The sequence below is a fragment of the Variovorax sp. 01N429 genome (genome assembly GCF_056399425.1).
In genome coordinates this window covers 71,608-85,843 of sequence record NZ_JBFTRG010000013.1, presented here as the reverse complement: position 1 = coordinate 85,843, position 14,236 = coordinate 71,608, and the positions used below count along the sequence as shown (strand labels likewise).

The 14,236-nt window shown below is 65.1% G+C and carries 15 protein-coding genes; 10 read left to right on the top strand and 5 right to left on the bottom strand.

Going from position 1 to position 14,236, the window contains the following annotated elements; genetic code table 11:
- Positions 1 to 5: 5 nt before the first annotated feature.
- The 6 genes from AC1DSF_RS21810 (at position 6) to AC1DSF_RS21785 (ending at position 4,572) form a co-directional block, all read left to right on the top strand.
- Positions 6 to 743 carry an SDR family NAD(P)-dependent oxidoreductase gene (locus tag AC1DSF_RS21810; protein ID WP_478127712.1) on the top strand — a complete coding sequence of 246 codons (738 nt, stop codon included), beginning with the start codon at positions 6 to 8 and terminating at the stop codon, positions 741 to 743.
- Complete coding sequence (locus AC1DSF_RS21805; RefSeq protein WP_478127711.1) at positions 740 to 2,437, top strand: FAD-dependent oxidoreductase; 1,698 nt, start codon at positions 740 to 742, stop codon at positions 2,435 to 2,437. The genes AC1DSF_RS21810 and AC1DSF_RS21805 overlap by 4 nt, the downstream gene beginning before the upstream one ends.
- A 28-nt stretch (positions 2,438 to 2,465) precedes the next feature.
- On the top strand, positions 2,466 to 3,074 hold the full coding sequence (locus tag AC1DSF_RS21800) for a glutathione S-transferase (RefSeq protein ID WP_478127710.1): 609 nt from the start codon (positions 2,466 to 2,468) through the stop codon (positions 3,072 to 3,074).
- Positions 3,075 to 3,387: 313 nt separating this feature from the next.
- A complete protein-coding gene (locus AC1DSF_RS21795; protein WP_478127709.1) occupies positions 3,388 to 3,855 on the top strand; it encodes a low molecular weight phosphatase family protein in 468 nt (155 codons plus the stop codon).
- A gap of 11 nt (positions 3,856 to 3,866) precedes the next feature.
- A complete protein-coding gene (locus tag AC1DSF_RS21790) occupies positions 3,867 to 4,142 on the top strand; it encodes a DUF2164 domain-containing protein (RefSeq protein WP_478127708.1) in 276 nt (91 codons plus the stop codon).
- Positions 4,143 to 4,164: 22 nt separating this feature from the next.
- Positions 4,165 to 4,572 carry a hypothetical protein gene (locus AC1DSF_RS21785; RefSeq protein WP_478127772.1) on the top strand — a complete coding sequence of 136 codons (408 nt, stop codon included), beginning with the start codon at positions 4,165 to 4,167 and terminating at the stop codon, positions 4,570 to 4,572.
- Positions 4,573 to 4,580: 8 nt separating this feature from the next.
- Here the strand turns inward: AC1DSF_RS21785 and AC1DSF_RS21780 are convergent, their stop codons facing one another.
- From AC1DSF_RS21780 to AC1DSF_RS21770, 3 genes are read right to left on the bottom strand one after another with little or no spacing between them, the layout of a single operon-like run.
- A complete protein-coding gene (locus AC1DSF_RS21780) occupies positions 4,581 to 5,924 on the bottom strand; it encodes an NAD(P)/FAD-dependent oxidoreductase (RefSeq protein WP_478127707.1) in 1,344 nt (447 codons plus the stop codon).
- 27 nt (positions 5,925 to 5,951) lie between these two features.
- Positions 5,952 to 7,193 (bottom strand): cation:proton antiporter domain-containing protein, encoded by a 1,242-nt coding sequence (locus tag AC1DSF_RS21775; protein WP_478127706.1) that lies wholly within the window; start codon positions 7,191 to 7,193, stop codon positions 5,952 to 5,954.
- 58 nt (positions 7,194 to 7,251) lie between these two features.
- Positions 7,252 to 8,151: a LysR family transcriptional regulator ArgP gene (locus tag AC1DSF_RS21770; RefSeq protein ID WP_478127705.1), complete on the bottom strand. Its 900-nt coding sequence runs from the start codon at positions 8,149 to 8,151 to the stop codon at positions 7,252 to 7,254.
- 73 nt (positions 8,152 to 8,224) lie between these two features.
- On the opposite strand from AC1DSF_RS21770, the gene AC1DSF_RS21765 reads away from it, so the two are divergent.
- From AC1DSF_RS21765 to AC1DSF_RS21755, 3 genes are all read left to right on the top strand, one after another.
- Positions 8,225 to 8,878: a LysE/ArgO family amino acid transporter gene (locus AC1DSF_RS21765; RefSeq protein WP_478183414.1), complete on the top strand. Its 654-nt coding sequence runs from the start codon at positions 8,225 to 8,227 to the stop codon at positions 8,876 to 8,878.
- Between the two features lie 107 nt (positions 8,879 to 8,985).
- Positions 8,986 to 9,402: a carboxypeptidase regulatory-like domain-containing protein gene (locus tag AC1DSF_RS21760; protein ID WP_478183413.1), complete on the top strand. Its 417-nt coding sequence runs from the start codon at positions 8,986 to 8,988 to the stop codon at positions 9,400 to 9,402.
- Positions 9,403 to 9,452: 50 nt separating this feature from the next.
- Entirely contained in the window at positions 9,453 to 9,764 is a 312-nt protein-coding gene (locus AC1DSF_RS21755; RefSeq protein WP_478127702.1) for a hypothetical protein, read from the top strand.
- Between the two features lie 33 nt (positions 9,765 to 9,797).
- Here the strand turns inward: AC1DSF_RS21755 and AC1DSF_RS21750 are convergent, their stop codons facing one another.
- Both AC1DSF_RS21750 and AC1DSF_RS21745 read right to left on the bottom strand, forming a co-directional pair.
- Positions 9,798 to 12,200 carry a phosphocholine-specific phospholipase C gene (locus AC1DSF_RS21750; protein ID WP_478183412.1) on the bottom strand — a complete coding sequence of 801 codons (2,403 nt, stop codon included), beginning with the start codon at positions 12,198 to 12,200 and terminating at the stop codon, positions 9,798 to 9,800.
- A gap of 40 nt (positions 12,201 to 12,240) precedes the next feature.
- On the bottom strand, positions 12,241 to 12,450 hold the full coding sequence (locus AC1DSF_RS21745; RefSeq protein ID WP_478127700.1) for a hypothetical protein: 210 nt from the start codon (positions 12,448 to 12,450) through the stop codon (positions 12,241 to 12,243).
- A 221-nt stretch (positions 12,451 to 12,671) separates the two neighbouring features.
- Between AC1DSF_RS21745 and AC1DSF_RS21740 the strand changes: the two genes are divergently transcribed.
- A complete protein-coding gene (locus AC1DSF_RS21740) occupies positions 12,672 to 14,231 on the top strand; it encodes a serine hydrolase domain-containing protein (protein WP_478127699.1) in 1,560 nt (519 codons plus the stop codon).
- Positions 14,232 to 14,236: the final 5 nt, after the last annotated feature.

The window sequence follows — 14,236 nt, the reverse complement described above, 5'->3', positions numbered from 1 at the left end:
GAAAAATGACCGACAACAGCAAACCGATCGCGCTCGTCACCGGCGGTGCCGGCGGCATGGGCCTGGCCACCGTAGAACGCCTCGCGCGCGACGGCTACGCGGTGGTGATGGTGGACCGCGACGAAGCGCTGGCCACGCGTGAGACCGAACGCCTGAAAGCCCTGGGCCTTGACGTGCAGTGCCGCGTGCTCGACCTCACCGACGAAGTCGCCGTGCGCGGTCTGGTGCAGTCGCTTCCGCCTGTGAGCGCGCTGGTCAACAACGCAGGCATCTTCGACGAACGCAAGTTCATGGATGTCACCAATGCCGACTTTCGGCGCGCCTACGAGGTCAATCTGATCGCCGTAGCAACGCTCACGCAGGAGGTAGCCAAGACGATGCCGGACGGCGGCCGAATCGTGAACATCGCCTCGCGCGCCTACCTTGGCGCGAAGAACCACCCACACTATGTCGCTTCCAAGGCGGCGGTGGTGGGCTACACGCGCGCCAGCGCGATGGAACTTGCGTATCGGGGCATCCTCGTCAACGCCATTGCACCAGGTCTCATCGACACGCCGATCTTGCGCGCGCTGACACCCGAACGCTTGGCGGCGCAGTTGGCGCTGCAGCCCACCGGCAAGGCTGGTCGGCCGCAGGACATTGCCCAGGCAGTTTCCTTCCTCGTGTCGCCGCAGACGGGCTTCATCACCGGGCAGGTGCTCTTTGTCGACGGTGGCAAATCGCTGGGAGGCTCGGGTTCATGACGAGTTCTGCCTGGGACGCCGAGTACGACGTGGTCGTGATCGGCGCAGGTGCCGGGGGCATGGCCGCCGCGCTCACCGCGAAGATCGAGGGCTGCAGCGTCTTGCTGGTTGAAAAGACCGACAAGGTCGGTGGCTCAACCGCTGTATCAGGTGGAGCGGTCTGGGCGCCGCTCAACGCCCAATCGGCCAAAGTTGGTCACCCCGACACCTTCGAGAAGGTGTGGACGTACATGCGCAACACGGTGGGCGACGCCGCCCCGGCCGCGCTGCAGCAGGCCTTCGTGCGCGAGTGCGCCGGTATGGTGGACTACTTCGAGAAGCACACGGCCGTGCGCCTGGTCGCGCGCAGTTTCTCGCCCGATTACTACCCCGACCGCGATGGCGCCGCCATGGGTGGCCGCTCGCTGGACCCCGCGATGTTCGACGGCCGCGAACTCGGCTCGAAGTTCAAGGAACTCCGCGACCCGCTGCCCGAGTTCATGGTGCTCGGCGGCATGATGATCAACATGACGGACGCCAATCACCTGCTGGCGGTCACGCGGTCGTTCACCTCTTGGCGCGAGGGCATGAAGCTTGTGCTGCGTTTTGGTTCCGACCGGCTGCGCGGCTACCACCGCGGCACCCGTCTCGTGCTGGGCAACGCCTTGGCGGCGCGGCTCTTCAAGAGCGTGCTCGACCGCAAGATCGACTATTGGCTCAGCACCCCGCTGCAGAAGCTCGAACTCACCGACGGCGCTGTCAACGGCGTCACGGTGGTGCGCGAGGGCCGACCCACGCGGATCAGGGCACGACATGGCGTCGTCGTCGCGACCGGCGGGTTCCCGTGGGGCGAAGCGCTGCGCGGGACGCACTACCCGAAGCCGAGCGGCCCCTGGTCAATGTCGCCCCAGGACAACCGCGGCGAAGGCATCGCTGTGGCCCGGGATGCCGGCGCCGTGCTCGGTCACGGCCACACCAACCCGGCTTTCTGGGCGCCCGTGTCCGTGCTGCAGCGGGCGGACGGCAGTGTGACCCGCTACCCGCACCTAGTGTGGGACCGCGCCAAGCCAGGCCTGATGGCGGTGAACGGCGCCGCGCAGCGCTTCGTGAACGAATCGACGTCGTATCACGAGTTCGTACGAGCCATGTACCGCTCGCACGAGACCGTGCCGACGGTGCCCGCGTACCTGGTGTGCGATCACGACTTCATGGAGAAGTGGGGAATGGGCTTGGCCCTGCCGGGTGGCCGCCCGCGCGAACACCTGGTGAAGGCTGGCTACCTGCATAAGGGGCAGACGCTGCGTGCACTGGGCGAATCGTTGGGCCTCGACGGTGCGGCGCTCGAGGCAACGGCCGCGCGCTTCAACGCGCTTGCCGAAAAGGGCCGGGACGACGACTTCGGCAAGGGCAGCACCGAGTACAACCGCTACCTCGGCGATGGCGAGCACAAGCCGAATCCCTGCCTAGGGCCGCTGCGCCAAGGGCCGTTCTACGCGGTCAAGGTGGTGGCTGGCGACATCGGCACCGCGATGGGCATCGCCTGCAACGAACACGCCCAGGCGCTCGATGCGGCCGGCCGGCCGATCCCGGGCCTGTACATGGCGGGCAACGACATGCACTCGGTGATGGGCGGCGAATACCCGGCACCCGGCATCACGCTCGGCCCGGCTCTGACTTTCGGCTGGATCGCCGGGCGCCAACTGGCGCATGCATAAGCCAACAAACTATGAATAGGTGAAATTCATGCAACTCTACTTCTCCCCCTTCTCCCCCTACGTGCGCAAGTGCCTGGTCGTGGCACATGAACTGGGCCTTGCCGACCGCGTGCAATTGCTTCCGTCGAACGCCAATCCGGTCGCGCGCGATCAAGACATCATCGCGAAGAACCCGCTGGGAAAGGTGCCGACCTTCATCACCGACGACGGTGCCGTGCTCTATGACAGCCGAGTGATCTGCGAATACCTTGACATGCTTGGCAACGGCGCGCTGTTTCCGCGCAGTGGCGATGCGCGTTGGAACGCGCTCACGCTGCAGGCCCTAGGCGATGGCATCCTTGACGGCGCATTGATCGCCCGCTATGAGGACGTAGCCCGACCTGAGCCTCTACGCTGGCGCGAGTGGCGCGCCGCCCAGCTTGACAAGGCCGAGACCTCATTGGCCCACCTGTCGGCCAACCCCACGCTCATCGCGCCGCAACGCGTGGACATCGGTACCCTGACGGTGGCCTGCGCCCTGTGGTACCTGGACCTTCGCTTCGGTGACGTTGGCTGGCGCGATCGCCATCCTGTCGTCGCGAGTTGGTACGCCGAGCACTCGAAGCGGCCCTCCCTGCAAGCAACCTGGTCCCTGTAAGCGGAGATGGGGCGGCCACCGAAGAACTTGGCGCGCCAAAGCAGCCGCTGCCTCTCGTTATCGGTCGTCATGCCAACCCAAGGGCGTCGGGGCAGAAATAGTGACGCAGACCGGAGGCTGATTACGAAATGGTGTCGCGAAGGCCGATCCCGTGCGACATCTCGAAGTGGAGGAGGGCTTTGTGGCGAGTGACACGCCAATGCAAGGGGCGGCATGCAGCGCCCTTGCGCTGAGTGCATCGTCGGCTCTACGCTACGTGCTGTCGTGGTCGCACAGGGTTTCAATGATCGCAAAGCGCTTTGAGGTGATATTCGTGTCGCGCCGCAATTCGTTGCGGAGCATCCTGGCGCAAGCGTGCCTCATGCAGCTGGGTGGTGATCGCTTCACGGCGCTGTCCTGCGGCCAGCCGGGCCAGGTGAGCAGAGAGCTGCATCCGGCCGCGCTCGGGGCCCTCGCCAGCGCGGGGATGCCGGTCCCGCCGGTTCACCCTCGCGGTTGGGACGAACTGGCGCGGGCGAGCTCGCACCGGGCCGATTTCGTGATCACGCTCGATGAGGCGACGCTCGCCTATCAGCCGCGCTGGCCGGGGCAGCCGGCCGCCGCCTTGTGGGCATTTCCGGACATTGCGGCGCTGGACAACGCCGAAGAAGCCGCGCACGCGGCCATCCAGATGCTGCACGCCCTGCGCCGACGCCTCGAATTGCTGGTCAGCCTTCCGCTGCATGGCGCCGACGCGGCGGCGATGCGTTCGGACGTGCGCGATCTTGCGCATCTGCAGTAGGAAAAACCATCATGACCATCGAGCTGGACAAGGAAGCCCGCAAGGAAGCCATCGTGTCCATCGAGAGGTACTTCCGCGAAAACATGGAAGAACCCATCGGCAACATCGCCGCCGGTGCTCTCCTGGGCTTCTTTCTTGAAGAAGTCGGCCCGGTCATCTACAACCGGGCCGTGGCCGACGTTCAGGAGCGCCTGCAGGCGAGGATCTCCGAACTGGACATCGAAGTCCATGAAGACGAATTCCAGTATTGGCGCAAGTTCGAGCGCAAGGCGCGGGAGAAGAAGTGACCCAAGCGACCGGAGACGAATGATGTCCGTCAGTTGGAAGCTGCGCTTCAGGCTGTTCGTCCAGCGCTTCTGGCAGCCGACCAGCGCCTGCATGACCTGCATGCCGGGCAGCTGGGGCAACCTGATGAGCCTCGCGCATTGGGCGACCGCGCTGCAGACCGGCTTGGCCACTGGAATACTCGCCTTGCTGTTGACGTTCACGCCGGCGGCCAGGCTTTATTCGAACCGGTACGGCAATGCGGTGGTGGTCGGCTGCCTCACGATGCTGGGCGATGCCTACTCGCACGCCAATCACTACGACATTCCCTTTGCCGAGGCGATCGTGACGGGCGTCATCTCGGGACTGATCACGCTCGCCGGCTCGTTCCTCTTCGAAGACCGGGCCAGGCGGCTGCGCGCGGCCTGGGCCAGGATCTCGGGGCAGGCCTGATCCGCCGTTCAGTCCGCTTTCTGGATGGTCTCGCCGCGCAGGAGCCCCAGGTCGCGGACATTGAAGTGGTGCCGCTTCCATCCTTGGTACGTCCGGCGCCAGTTGATCAGAGAGACGAAGTAATAGACCGCCCTGAACATCCACAACGAACGACGGTAGCCACGCCCCTGATGAATGTCCGCGGCGAGCAGCGACATGAGCCCCTGCTTGACGTTGAACATGTTTCGCGGGTGCATGAACATGTCGCGAATGGTCGGGTTCGTGGCGCGATAGATGAACCACGAATAATCGCTCGGGCCGACGCGCATCCGTTTCTCCATCTCCTCGCGCGCCCTCGGTAGATTCGCCGGCCTGTCGAGCGCTGTCTGCACCAGCTGGGCGCCGTCGAAGGCGCTTTGCATCGCCAGGAAAACACCCGACGAGAACATCGGGTCGATGAAGGTGAAGGCGTCCCCCACCATCAGGTAGCGGTCGCCGGCGGCATGCGTGCTCGAGTACGAGAAGTTGCCCGTCGCGTGAACCTGGTCGTCCACGAGCGTCGCGTCCTTCAGGCGGTCGTGCAGTTCAGGGCACATGGCGATGGTGTCGAAGAAGTAGTCCTTCAGCGGCTTGTCGCGCGCCTTCAGGTAATAGGCCCAGCACACTGCGCCGACGCTCGTGGTGCCATCGGCCAGCGGAATGAACCAGAACCAGCCGTGGTCGAACCAGCAGATGCTGATGTTGCCTTCGCGCTTGCCCTCGAGCCGCCGTGCATTGCGAAAGTGCCCGAAGAGCGCCGTGCTGTTGTGCTTGGGATTCTTTTTCTTGGACTTGAACTTGTTGGCCAGCACCGTGTCGCGGCCGCTGGCATCGACGACGAAGCGTGCGCGCCAGGTGCGCTTTCCGCCGTCGTCGAGCACTGCCTGTACGGTCGCGCCGCTGTCGTCGAAATCCACTTCGCGCACCCTGGCGCCTTCCATCGTCAGCGCGCCTTCCTTGGCGGCATTGCGGAAGAGCAACTCGTCGAGCTCCGAACGGCGGACCTGCCATGCCGAATCCTTGGACGGGTCCCAGCCTTCGGAAAAATCGACGTAGCTGCAGTAGTCGAGGTCCGGCGACACGAATTCAATGCCGAACTTGGGCATGCCGATCTTCTCTACCTCGGCGCGCACGCCCAGCTTGTCGAACAGGTCGACGTTGCCCGGCAACAGCGATTCGCCGATGTGGAAACGCGGGTGATGCTCCTTCTCCAGCAGCACCACGCGCCGTCCTTCGCGCGCGAGAAGTGCGGCGATGGTCGAACCCCCTGGTCCTCCGCCGATGACGAGAACATCGCAGTCCTGAGTGCGTTCCTGTTCCTGGTTTGCCTGCATGAGCGAAGTCTCCTTCTCTTTTCTCTTTCAATTCGTGGTGCCCACGGGGGCGTGGCTGCGTCTGGCAATGAGCGTGAGCAAGGGACCGGTCGCGGCGGTCGTCACCAGCGCCATCACCAGCAGCATCGTGAAAAGCTCGGCGCCGATCAAGCCCGCGTCCAGACCGACCTTGATGACGATCAGCTCCATCAGCCCGCGAGAGTTCATCAGCGTGCCGGTCGCGAGGCTTTCGCGCCAGCCATAGCCGCACACTTTAGCGCCGGCCGCGCCCCCTGCGATCTTGCCGGACATCGCCGCCAGCAGGATCAGCGCCAGCGCTCCCAGGCCCGCGCCGGCGAACGCGCCCGGGGTGGTCCCCAAGCCCGCCAACGCGAAGAAGATGGGCATCAGCACGACGACCGACAGAGGCTCGAGCCGGTCGACCAGATGCTTCAGCAGACGATCGTCGCGTGGAAGGCTCACGCCGAACAGGAAAGCGCCGAACACCGCGTGCAGGTGCAGCCACTCCGTGACCATCGCGCAGATGAACAGCCCGATCATGAGGATCGCCAGCATCATCGGAGACGACTCGCCTTCGGGCGCATGCAGGCGCAGTGCCCTCGCCAGCAGGGGTTTGACGACCACGAACATTGTCAGAACCAGTCCGACGAGGCCAAGGCTGATCCGGACGAAGCCCTCCAAACCGCTGTGCGAACTCGCAAAAGCGACCACGAGCGCCAACAGCACCCAGGCCAGGGAGTCGACCACGGCCGCCGCACCCAGTGCCAATTGCCCGATCCGCGTCTGCGTCATGTTCCGGTCTTTCAGGATGCGCGCCAGCACCGGAAAGGCCGTGATCGACAGCGACACCCCAAGGAAAAGCGCGAACGGCCAGAAAGGCAACCCGCTTGGCGCCAGTGAAGGATGCAGCACCGGGGCGATCGACAAGCCCAGAACCATGGGCAACAGCATGCTGCAGACGCCGACCCACCCCGCCGCCTTCACTTGCGCGGCGACGCCCACTGGCGCACGAAGCTCCACACCGACCACGAACATGAAAAGCACGACACCCAGCGATGCCAGGGAAGACAAACCCTGCAGCGAGGCGGGCGGAAACAGCTGCGCATGCCATTGCGGAAAGAGCGCACCCAGCACCACCGGCCCCAGAAGCACGCCCGCCGTCATTTCGCCGATGACCATCGGCTGCCCGAAGGCACGGAGCAAGAGGCCGCATCCGCGGGCGACGATCAGGATGACGGTGAGTTGCAGGAGCAGCAGCGCGAGTGACATGGGCGAAAGCGAAAAATGCGAGCCGAAGTATGTCGCATGACTCCCGCCGGAGACTCGCTCACTGGTGCGGCAAGAGGGCGCGCTGCGCGGCCGCGACCAGTTGGCGCGTGAGTCCATCGAGAAGGGCGGACGCTGCGCGGGCCTGCTGCCAGTGCAAGGGGACGTCGAGCGGGGTTTTGGGGACGAGCTCCACGAGCGAGCCGTTCTTGAGGTGCGGCGCAATCAGCGCCCGAGGGTGCAGGCCCCAACCCATGCCGCCCAGCGTCGCGGTCACGAAAGCCTGCGTGGACGGCAAGGTATGACGGGGCAGTTCGACATGGCGATGGCAAAGGCGGCGCGCCCACTGTGCTTGCAGTTCGTCCTTGGCATTGAACACCAGGCTGGGCGCGCGCGCGAGGCTGCCGGCTCCCACGCCATCCGCGAAATGACGACCCATAAAGGCAGGGGTGGCGGCAGCCACGTACCGCATCGATCCCAATGGACGGCTGTCGCAGCCGACCGCAGGGCGCGCGGTGCCGGTCACGGCTGCCAGCACGGTGCCGCTGCGCAGCCATTCGGCCGTGTGGTCCTGGTCGTCGATGGCGATTTCCATGAGCACCGGCGCTTCGGCGGCGAAGGCGGCCACGGCAGGAGCGAACCAGGTCGCCAGGCTGTCGGCATTCACCGCCACCGGCAGCGGCACCCGCGTGACTCCCTCCGGCGCCAGTGCCGCGACGGCGCCTTCGAGTTCCTGCTCCATCAGGCGGACGCGATCGACGTGCTGGCACAGGCGCCGACCCGTTTCCGTGGCGCGGCAGGGCTGATCACGCACCACCAGGGCGCAACCGACGCGCTCTTCCAGCAGCCGGATGCGTTGCGACACGGCCGATGGCGTCACGTGCAGCGCGCGGGCCGCGCGTTCGAAGCTGCCTTCGCGTACGACGGCAGCGAGTGCCGAAAGCGCTGAATAGTCCAGCATGAAATTAGCAATCCTAAATTGACGTTAGTAAAGATAGTTTGTCTTCATTGATGCATGGAGGCAAGATTCCCTGATGTTGAACTTTTCTGACTCCGCTTCGCTTGCGTCCTCGGCTTTCGCGCAAGGTCTCTTCCTGAGCCTGGGACTCATCGTTGCCATCGGCGCGCAAAACGCTTTCGTCTTGCGCCAGGGACTGCGGCGCGAGCATGTGGGCAGCATCGTGTTGTTCTGTGCATTGGCCGACGGCGTACTGATCGTCGCCGGGGTTTCGGGCATGGCGCGCGCGCTGGGTGACCACCCCGGGCTGACTCGGGCACTGGCATTGGCCGGCGCCGCCTTCCTTGCCGTTTACGGCCTGCAGGCATTGCGCCGCGCGCGACACGCGCACGCGTTGTTGCCATCCGAAGGGGGCGTGCGCCTCGGGCGGGCTGCCGCGATGGCGCAGGCGGCCGCATTCACGTTGCTGAACCCACACGTCTACCTGGACACGATGCTGCTGGTGGGCAGCATCGGAGCCCAGCAGCCGGCATCGATGCGCGGATGGTTCGTGGCCGGCGCGAGCGTGGCCAGCTTGTTCTGGTTCGGGCTCCTGGGCTACGGGGCGCGCTGGCTGGCTCCGATGTTCAGGCGACCCAAGGCATGGCAAGTGCTGGACGCGCTCGTCGGCCTGACCATGGCCGCCATGGCGGCGTTGCTGGTTCGCGGCGTCTATGTGGGCCTCGGGTGATTGCCACGTACGTGCGGCTAGGTGGGCGCCGGGATGGCGCAACTGGCCCCGCTTTTTGAGAATCTACGCAGCGGTCCGACACCCCACCTCAATTCAAGGAGACTGGCATGCGTCTTTCATTCTTGACCCTTCCCATTGCCGCTGTTGTCTTGACCTGTGCGTCAGTCACCGTGCCGGCGCAGGATGCGCCTGCAATACCGCCCCTCCAAACACAAGGCACGGCGAGCTTCACATGTGGCGGCATCGGACTGGGATCTTCCAAGGCGATGCTTGCTGCGCGGAAGGACTATCCGCTGTCGCTGCTTTTTGCATCGTCCAATGGCGAATACATGGCTTCCGTCAATCTGACGATCAAGGATGCCAAGGGTGCCAGCGTCCTGAGTGTTCCTTCGACCGGACCCATCTGCCTGGTCAAGCTGCCGAACGGCAGCTACACCGTCGAAGGACAAGCGCTGGGCAAGACCAAGTCGCAGCGCGTGGCGATCGATGGCGCACCGAAGGCCGTCGACTTCACCTTCCAGTGAGCCATCGGCAAACCATTCCGCCGGAGCGGCCGGCATACCAAGGAGTCAGCATGTGGGTTCGCAGTCGTTCATCACTGGCGGTCATCGCCTTCATCACAGTTGCGAGCGGTTGCGCCAACTACAAACCCCTGCCGCCTCTCGTCGGCGGCTTCATGTCGCCCTTGGTGTCACGCACGAGTTGCATCGACGCCGTGTCCCGCGAGTACAAGGTGCCCAAGGAAAGCGTGACACCCATCACCGATGCACAGACCATGAACGATGGGTTCTACGTCGTGACGCTCGGCATCGGCCCTGGCAAGCCCAACGTGAATTGCACCGTCAACGAGAACGGCGTCGTCTCCGACGTCATTCGGGCACGCTGAGCTGCAACCACGCGGGCGTGGCGGCGTTGCCGCTCAGAAGCGGTCTGCAAGCCCCATGGCTGGATCGCTCACTAGGTGACGTCCGGTTTCGACACGGCCCGCGAAGCGCCGGTAGAAGCTGGCGTCCGCATCGCAGGTCACCACGAAGTCATACCACTGGCCGCTGTCGTCCAGGCTCCAGCGCATGCCGGCGTCATCGCCGCCCTTGACTCGAACGCTCCATGAACCGTCGGGGTTGGTGCCGATTCCGCCGTGGTTACCGTGATCGTCGTGGTCGTCGTGGTCGTCATGATTGTTGTGCCCGTGGCCCTTGTTATCGTGACGGTCGCCGCGGTCGTCCCTCCCGCCGCCGGGGCCCAGGACCTGTGGCCGGGCATAGGCCTTGTTCGGCTTGACGGTAAAGCGGCAATCGCGCCGGCCATCATTGCGCAGCTGCAGGTGGATGTTGCCGCTTCGCGTGTCGTAGCCCACGCGGATCTCGGGCGCCGGCGCGCCTGCCGCGCGCAGTGCATTCAAGTCGCCCTTGAACTCGCGATGGAAACCGTTGGGGCCGAGCACCCACAGGTCGTACAGGCCCGCGTTGTCGGTCATCGCGCTCCAGTAGTCGTTGAGTTGCTTGCCGGCTTCGACTGCGTAACGGCGCGGCAGGCGGTCCGACAGGTGCAGCTTGTCGTAGACGTGGAAAACGGCGGCAGCGCGCCCGCTGTTGGCAAAGAGCAATTGGATCCGGCCATTGGCCGAATCGCTGCGCGCGCTCGTGTGCAGCTCATACGGCAGCGCGCGCGAAGGGCGCACGCCGCTGGCCTGCGCCGGCAGTGTGGGGTCGGCCGGCGGCACGATCTTCGGCAGTGCCTGCTGTTCGGCAGTCAGCGCATCGGCTTCTTCCTTGGTCTTGCGTCCGGCCAGCGTGGGCAGCGGCTCGTCGTTGGGCCGTTCGAAGTTGAAGGCGCTGGTGAGATCGCCGCAGATCGCGCGGCGATAGTTGCTGATCTGCGGCTCGACCACGCCGAAGCACTTCTCGAGAAAGAGCAGCGTCGAAGTGTGATCCGAGACTTGCGAGTTGACCCAGCCGCCGCGGCTCCAGGGCGAGACCACCCACATCGGCACGCGCGGCCCTGGACCATAGGGCCGTCCGTCGGCTGCGGGCTGGCTCGTGGTCGCTGGCGCGAAGTCGTGATATTCGACCGCCACGTCCGCCTCCGCGAACGTGTGCGCGCCGGACAAGGAACCATCGGCATTGCGCGAGGGCACCGCAGGCGAGGGCAGGTGGTCGAAGAAGCCGTCGTTCTCGTCGAAGTTGACCAGCAGCACGGTCTTGCTCCAGACCTCCGGATTGGCGGTCAGTGCGTCCAGCACTTGCTGCACGTACCAGCCGCCCTTTGCCGGACTCGACGGTCCGGGATGTTCGCTGTAGGCGGAAGGTGAAATGATCCAGGACACCGCCGGCAGCGTGCCGTTCTTGATGTCTTCGCGAAAGGTTTCGAGAAAGCCATACGGCATGGTGTTGCCGAAACCCTTGGCGAGCGGGCTGAGCGCGTCGTCGACCACGGGGTCGTAAAACGGGCCGGCCGCGGTGACGGGCTGCGTGATGTCCGTTGCCGCGACGTAAACCGGACGGCGCGCCGGCGGCATCTGCTCGATGGCGGCGCGCCAATGGCGAAAGCCCATCATCTCGTTGCAGCCGTAGTTGTCGATCAGGCTCTGGTAGACCTTCCAGCTCACGCCGGCCTTCTCCAGGCGATCGGCATAGGTGGTCCACGTCCAGCCGGCCGTCGAGGCGCCGATGTCGTTGCCACCGTTGAACTGGTTGTTCAACCCGGCGACGCGGACCTTGCTGCCATCGATCGGACTGATGCCGTTGGGGCCATTGGTGCCGCTCCAGTAGAAGAGCCGGTTCGCGATCGTGCCCGTGTGCATGCCGCAGTGGTAGTGGTCGCACAGCGTGAAGGCATCCGCCAGCGCACGCTGGAAGGGGACTTCCGCAGTCTCGTAGTAGCCCATGGCCAATTGGCCCTTGGCATCGGGCCATTTGTACATGCGGCCGTGGTCCCATGCCGCCTGCGAGTCGGACCAGGAGTGCGGCGTGCTGCCGGCGCGCTGTGCATTGCCTTTGCTCGCATCGAGGTGATAGGGCACGAAGGTGCTGGGCGGCGTCGTCTTCGTATAGGTCTGCGAAAAGACGTTCTTGCCGTTGGGCGACGGGACTGCAAAGCGGTCGCCGAAGCCGCGCACGCCCTTGAAGGTGCCGAAGTAGCTGTCGAAGGACCGGTTCTCCTGCATCAGCAGCACGACGTGCTTCACATCCTTGACGGTGCCCGTCTCGTGGTGTGCAGGGATGGCCAACGCGCGGCGGATGCTGGGCGGAAAGGTCGCCAAGGTAGCGGCGGCAATGCCGGTGCCAGTGGTGCTTTGCAGGAACTTGCGTCGTGTCGTCATGTGTTTGACTTGGATTTCTTTGGGAGTGATGGCGCGAGGGTCAGGGGGCGTAGCTGACGTTCGGCTGGCTGGTGTCGGATGAGGAAGCGGCGGAATCGGTCTTGCTCGGCGTGCTGCTGCTGGCGGTGGTGCCGGTCGCAGCGGTTGCTCCGCCAAGGGCGCTGCCGCCGCCATCGCCGCCACAAGCGGTCAGGGCGCACGCCAGGATCGAAAGCGCGACAGGTGCGCGCAGGACAAACCACGGGTTCATAGTGGGGTACTCCATAACTTGGGCGTGCCAAGACTAGGCGCGGACCGTGACGCCGCGATGTAAGCACGATGACACGCCCCCGTCTCAGAAGGCGCTGAACGAGCCCCGGTGCGGGCGTGTTGCTCAAGGGCCCTGCCCGCGAGGGCAAACCCTGAGTCCTCCGCTGAAGCAATGTCCCGGTTGTCGTGGAGACTCACGGTCGAAACAAAAAGGAGAAGCTCATGAAAAGGCCGGTGCGCATCGCACTCGCGGCGATGGCAGGGGCGCTGATGGCGCTGGCGTTGGTTTCGTGCGGAGGTGGTGGTGGAGGAGGAGGCGGCGGGCTCGCTGGCGCGGGATCCGCCGGGTCAGGAGCGACCGCTTCCCAACTGCCCGCGCGCGACGCGTTGATCGCACGCGCCCGGAGTTTCGAGATCGACACGCCCTACGTTCCGCCGCCGGGCGATCCGCTGGAGCACAACACCGCCGGGTTCGCCAAGACGGTGTGTTCCAACGTCTTCATCACCGGCATGGATCCGGATGTGGCTGCCGAAGCCACCGGGTATTTCACCGGGCCTTATGCGCAGCGCAGCAAGGTGGGAAAGCCGGTGGTCGACCGCGCCAACAAGGAAGTGCGCATCACCATGCCCAACGGCAAGACGCTGACCGCCAGGTATTACGGCTCGCAGGGATGCGTGACGCTGGCGCCGGGCGCGAGGGAGGTGTCCTTCAAGCCCGAGACCGTGACCAGCGCGCTGCCCGATCCCGCCACGCAGCCGTGGCCGATGGGCGACGTGCTGCCGACCGACCGCGCCACGGGCATCGACACGGCGAAGGTCGATCAGGCGATGGCCGCGCCCTTCGAGGCGTCGGGCGCATACACCACCGCTTTCGTCGTGACCTATAAGGGACGCATCATCGGCGAGCGCTACGCGAACGGCGCGACTGCGACGACGCCGCTCGAATCCTGGTCGATGGGCAAGAGCGTCACGGCCACTCTGATGGGCATTCTCATTAAGCAGGGGGTCTATACGCTGGACCAGCCCGCGCCCATTCCCGAATGGCAAGCCCCCGGCGACAAGCGCCAGCAGATCCGCATCTCGGACCTGCTGCACATGTCGAGCGGCCTGCGCATCAAGGCGCCCAACGATCCGGACTTCGACCCGAACGGCACCTACCCCGATCACATCTATTTCTACACGGGCCGCATTGACGCCTTCAACTACGCGGCAACTCGACCGCAGCAATGGCCGCCCAACACCATCGGCCGCTATCGCAACACCGATCCTGTGCTGGCCAACTACCTGATCCGGCTTGCTGTCGAAGCGCGCGGCGAGGACTACCTGTCATTTCCGCAACGCGCGCTCTTCGACAAGATCGGCGTGCGCTCGATGAGCATTGAACCCGACCCCTACGGCAATTTCCTCACGCAAGGCCACGACTTCATGTCCGCACGCGATTGGGCGCGCCTGGGCAATCTGTATCTGCAGGACGGCGTGTGGAACGGCGAGCGCATCCTGCCCGAAGGATTCGTCAAGTTCGTGAGCACCGTCGCGCCGGCGTGGGCGGCCGACAAGCGGCCCATCTACGGCGGCTTCTTCTGGATCAACGGAATGGGGCAGTGGCCCGTGCCCGCGTCGGCCTACTACATGCTCGGAGCAGGCGGGCAGGTGGTGATCATCGTTCCCTCGCATGACCTCGTGGTCGTGCGGCTGGGCTACGACAAGGGCGAAGCGCTGTCTTCGCAGGGCGTGCAGAAGGCGCTGTCACTGCTGATGCAAGGCATTGCGCCCTCACAGTAGGTCGT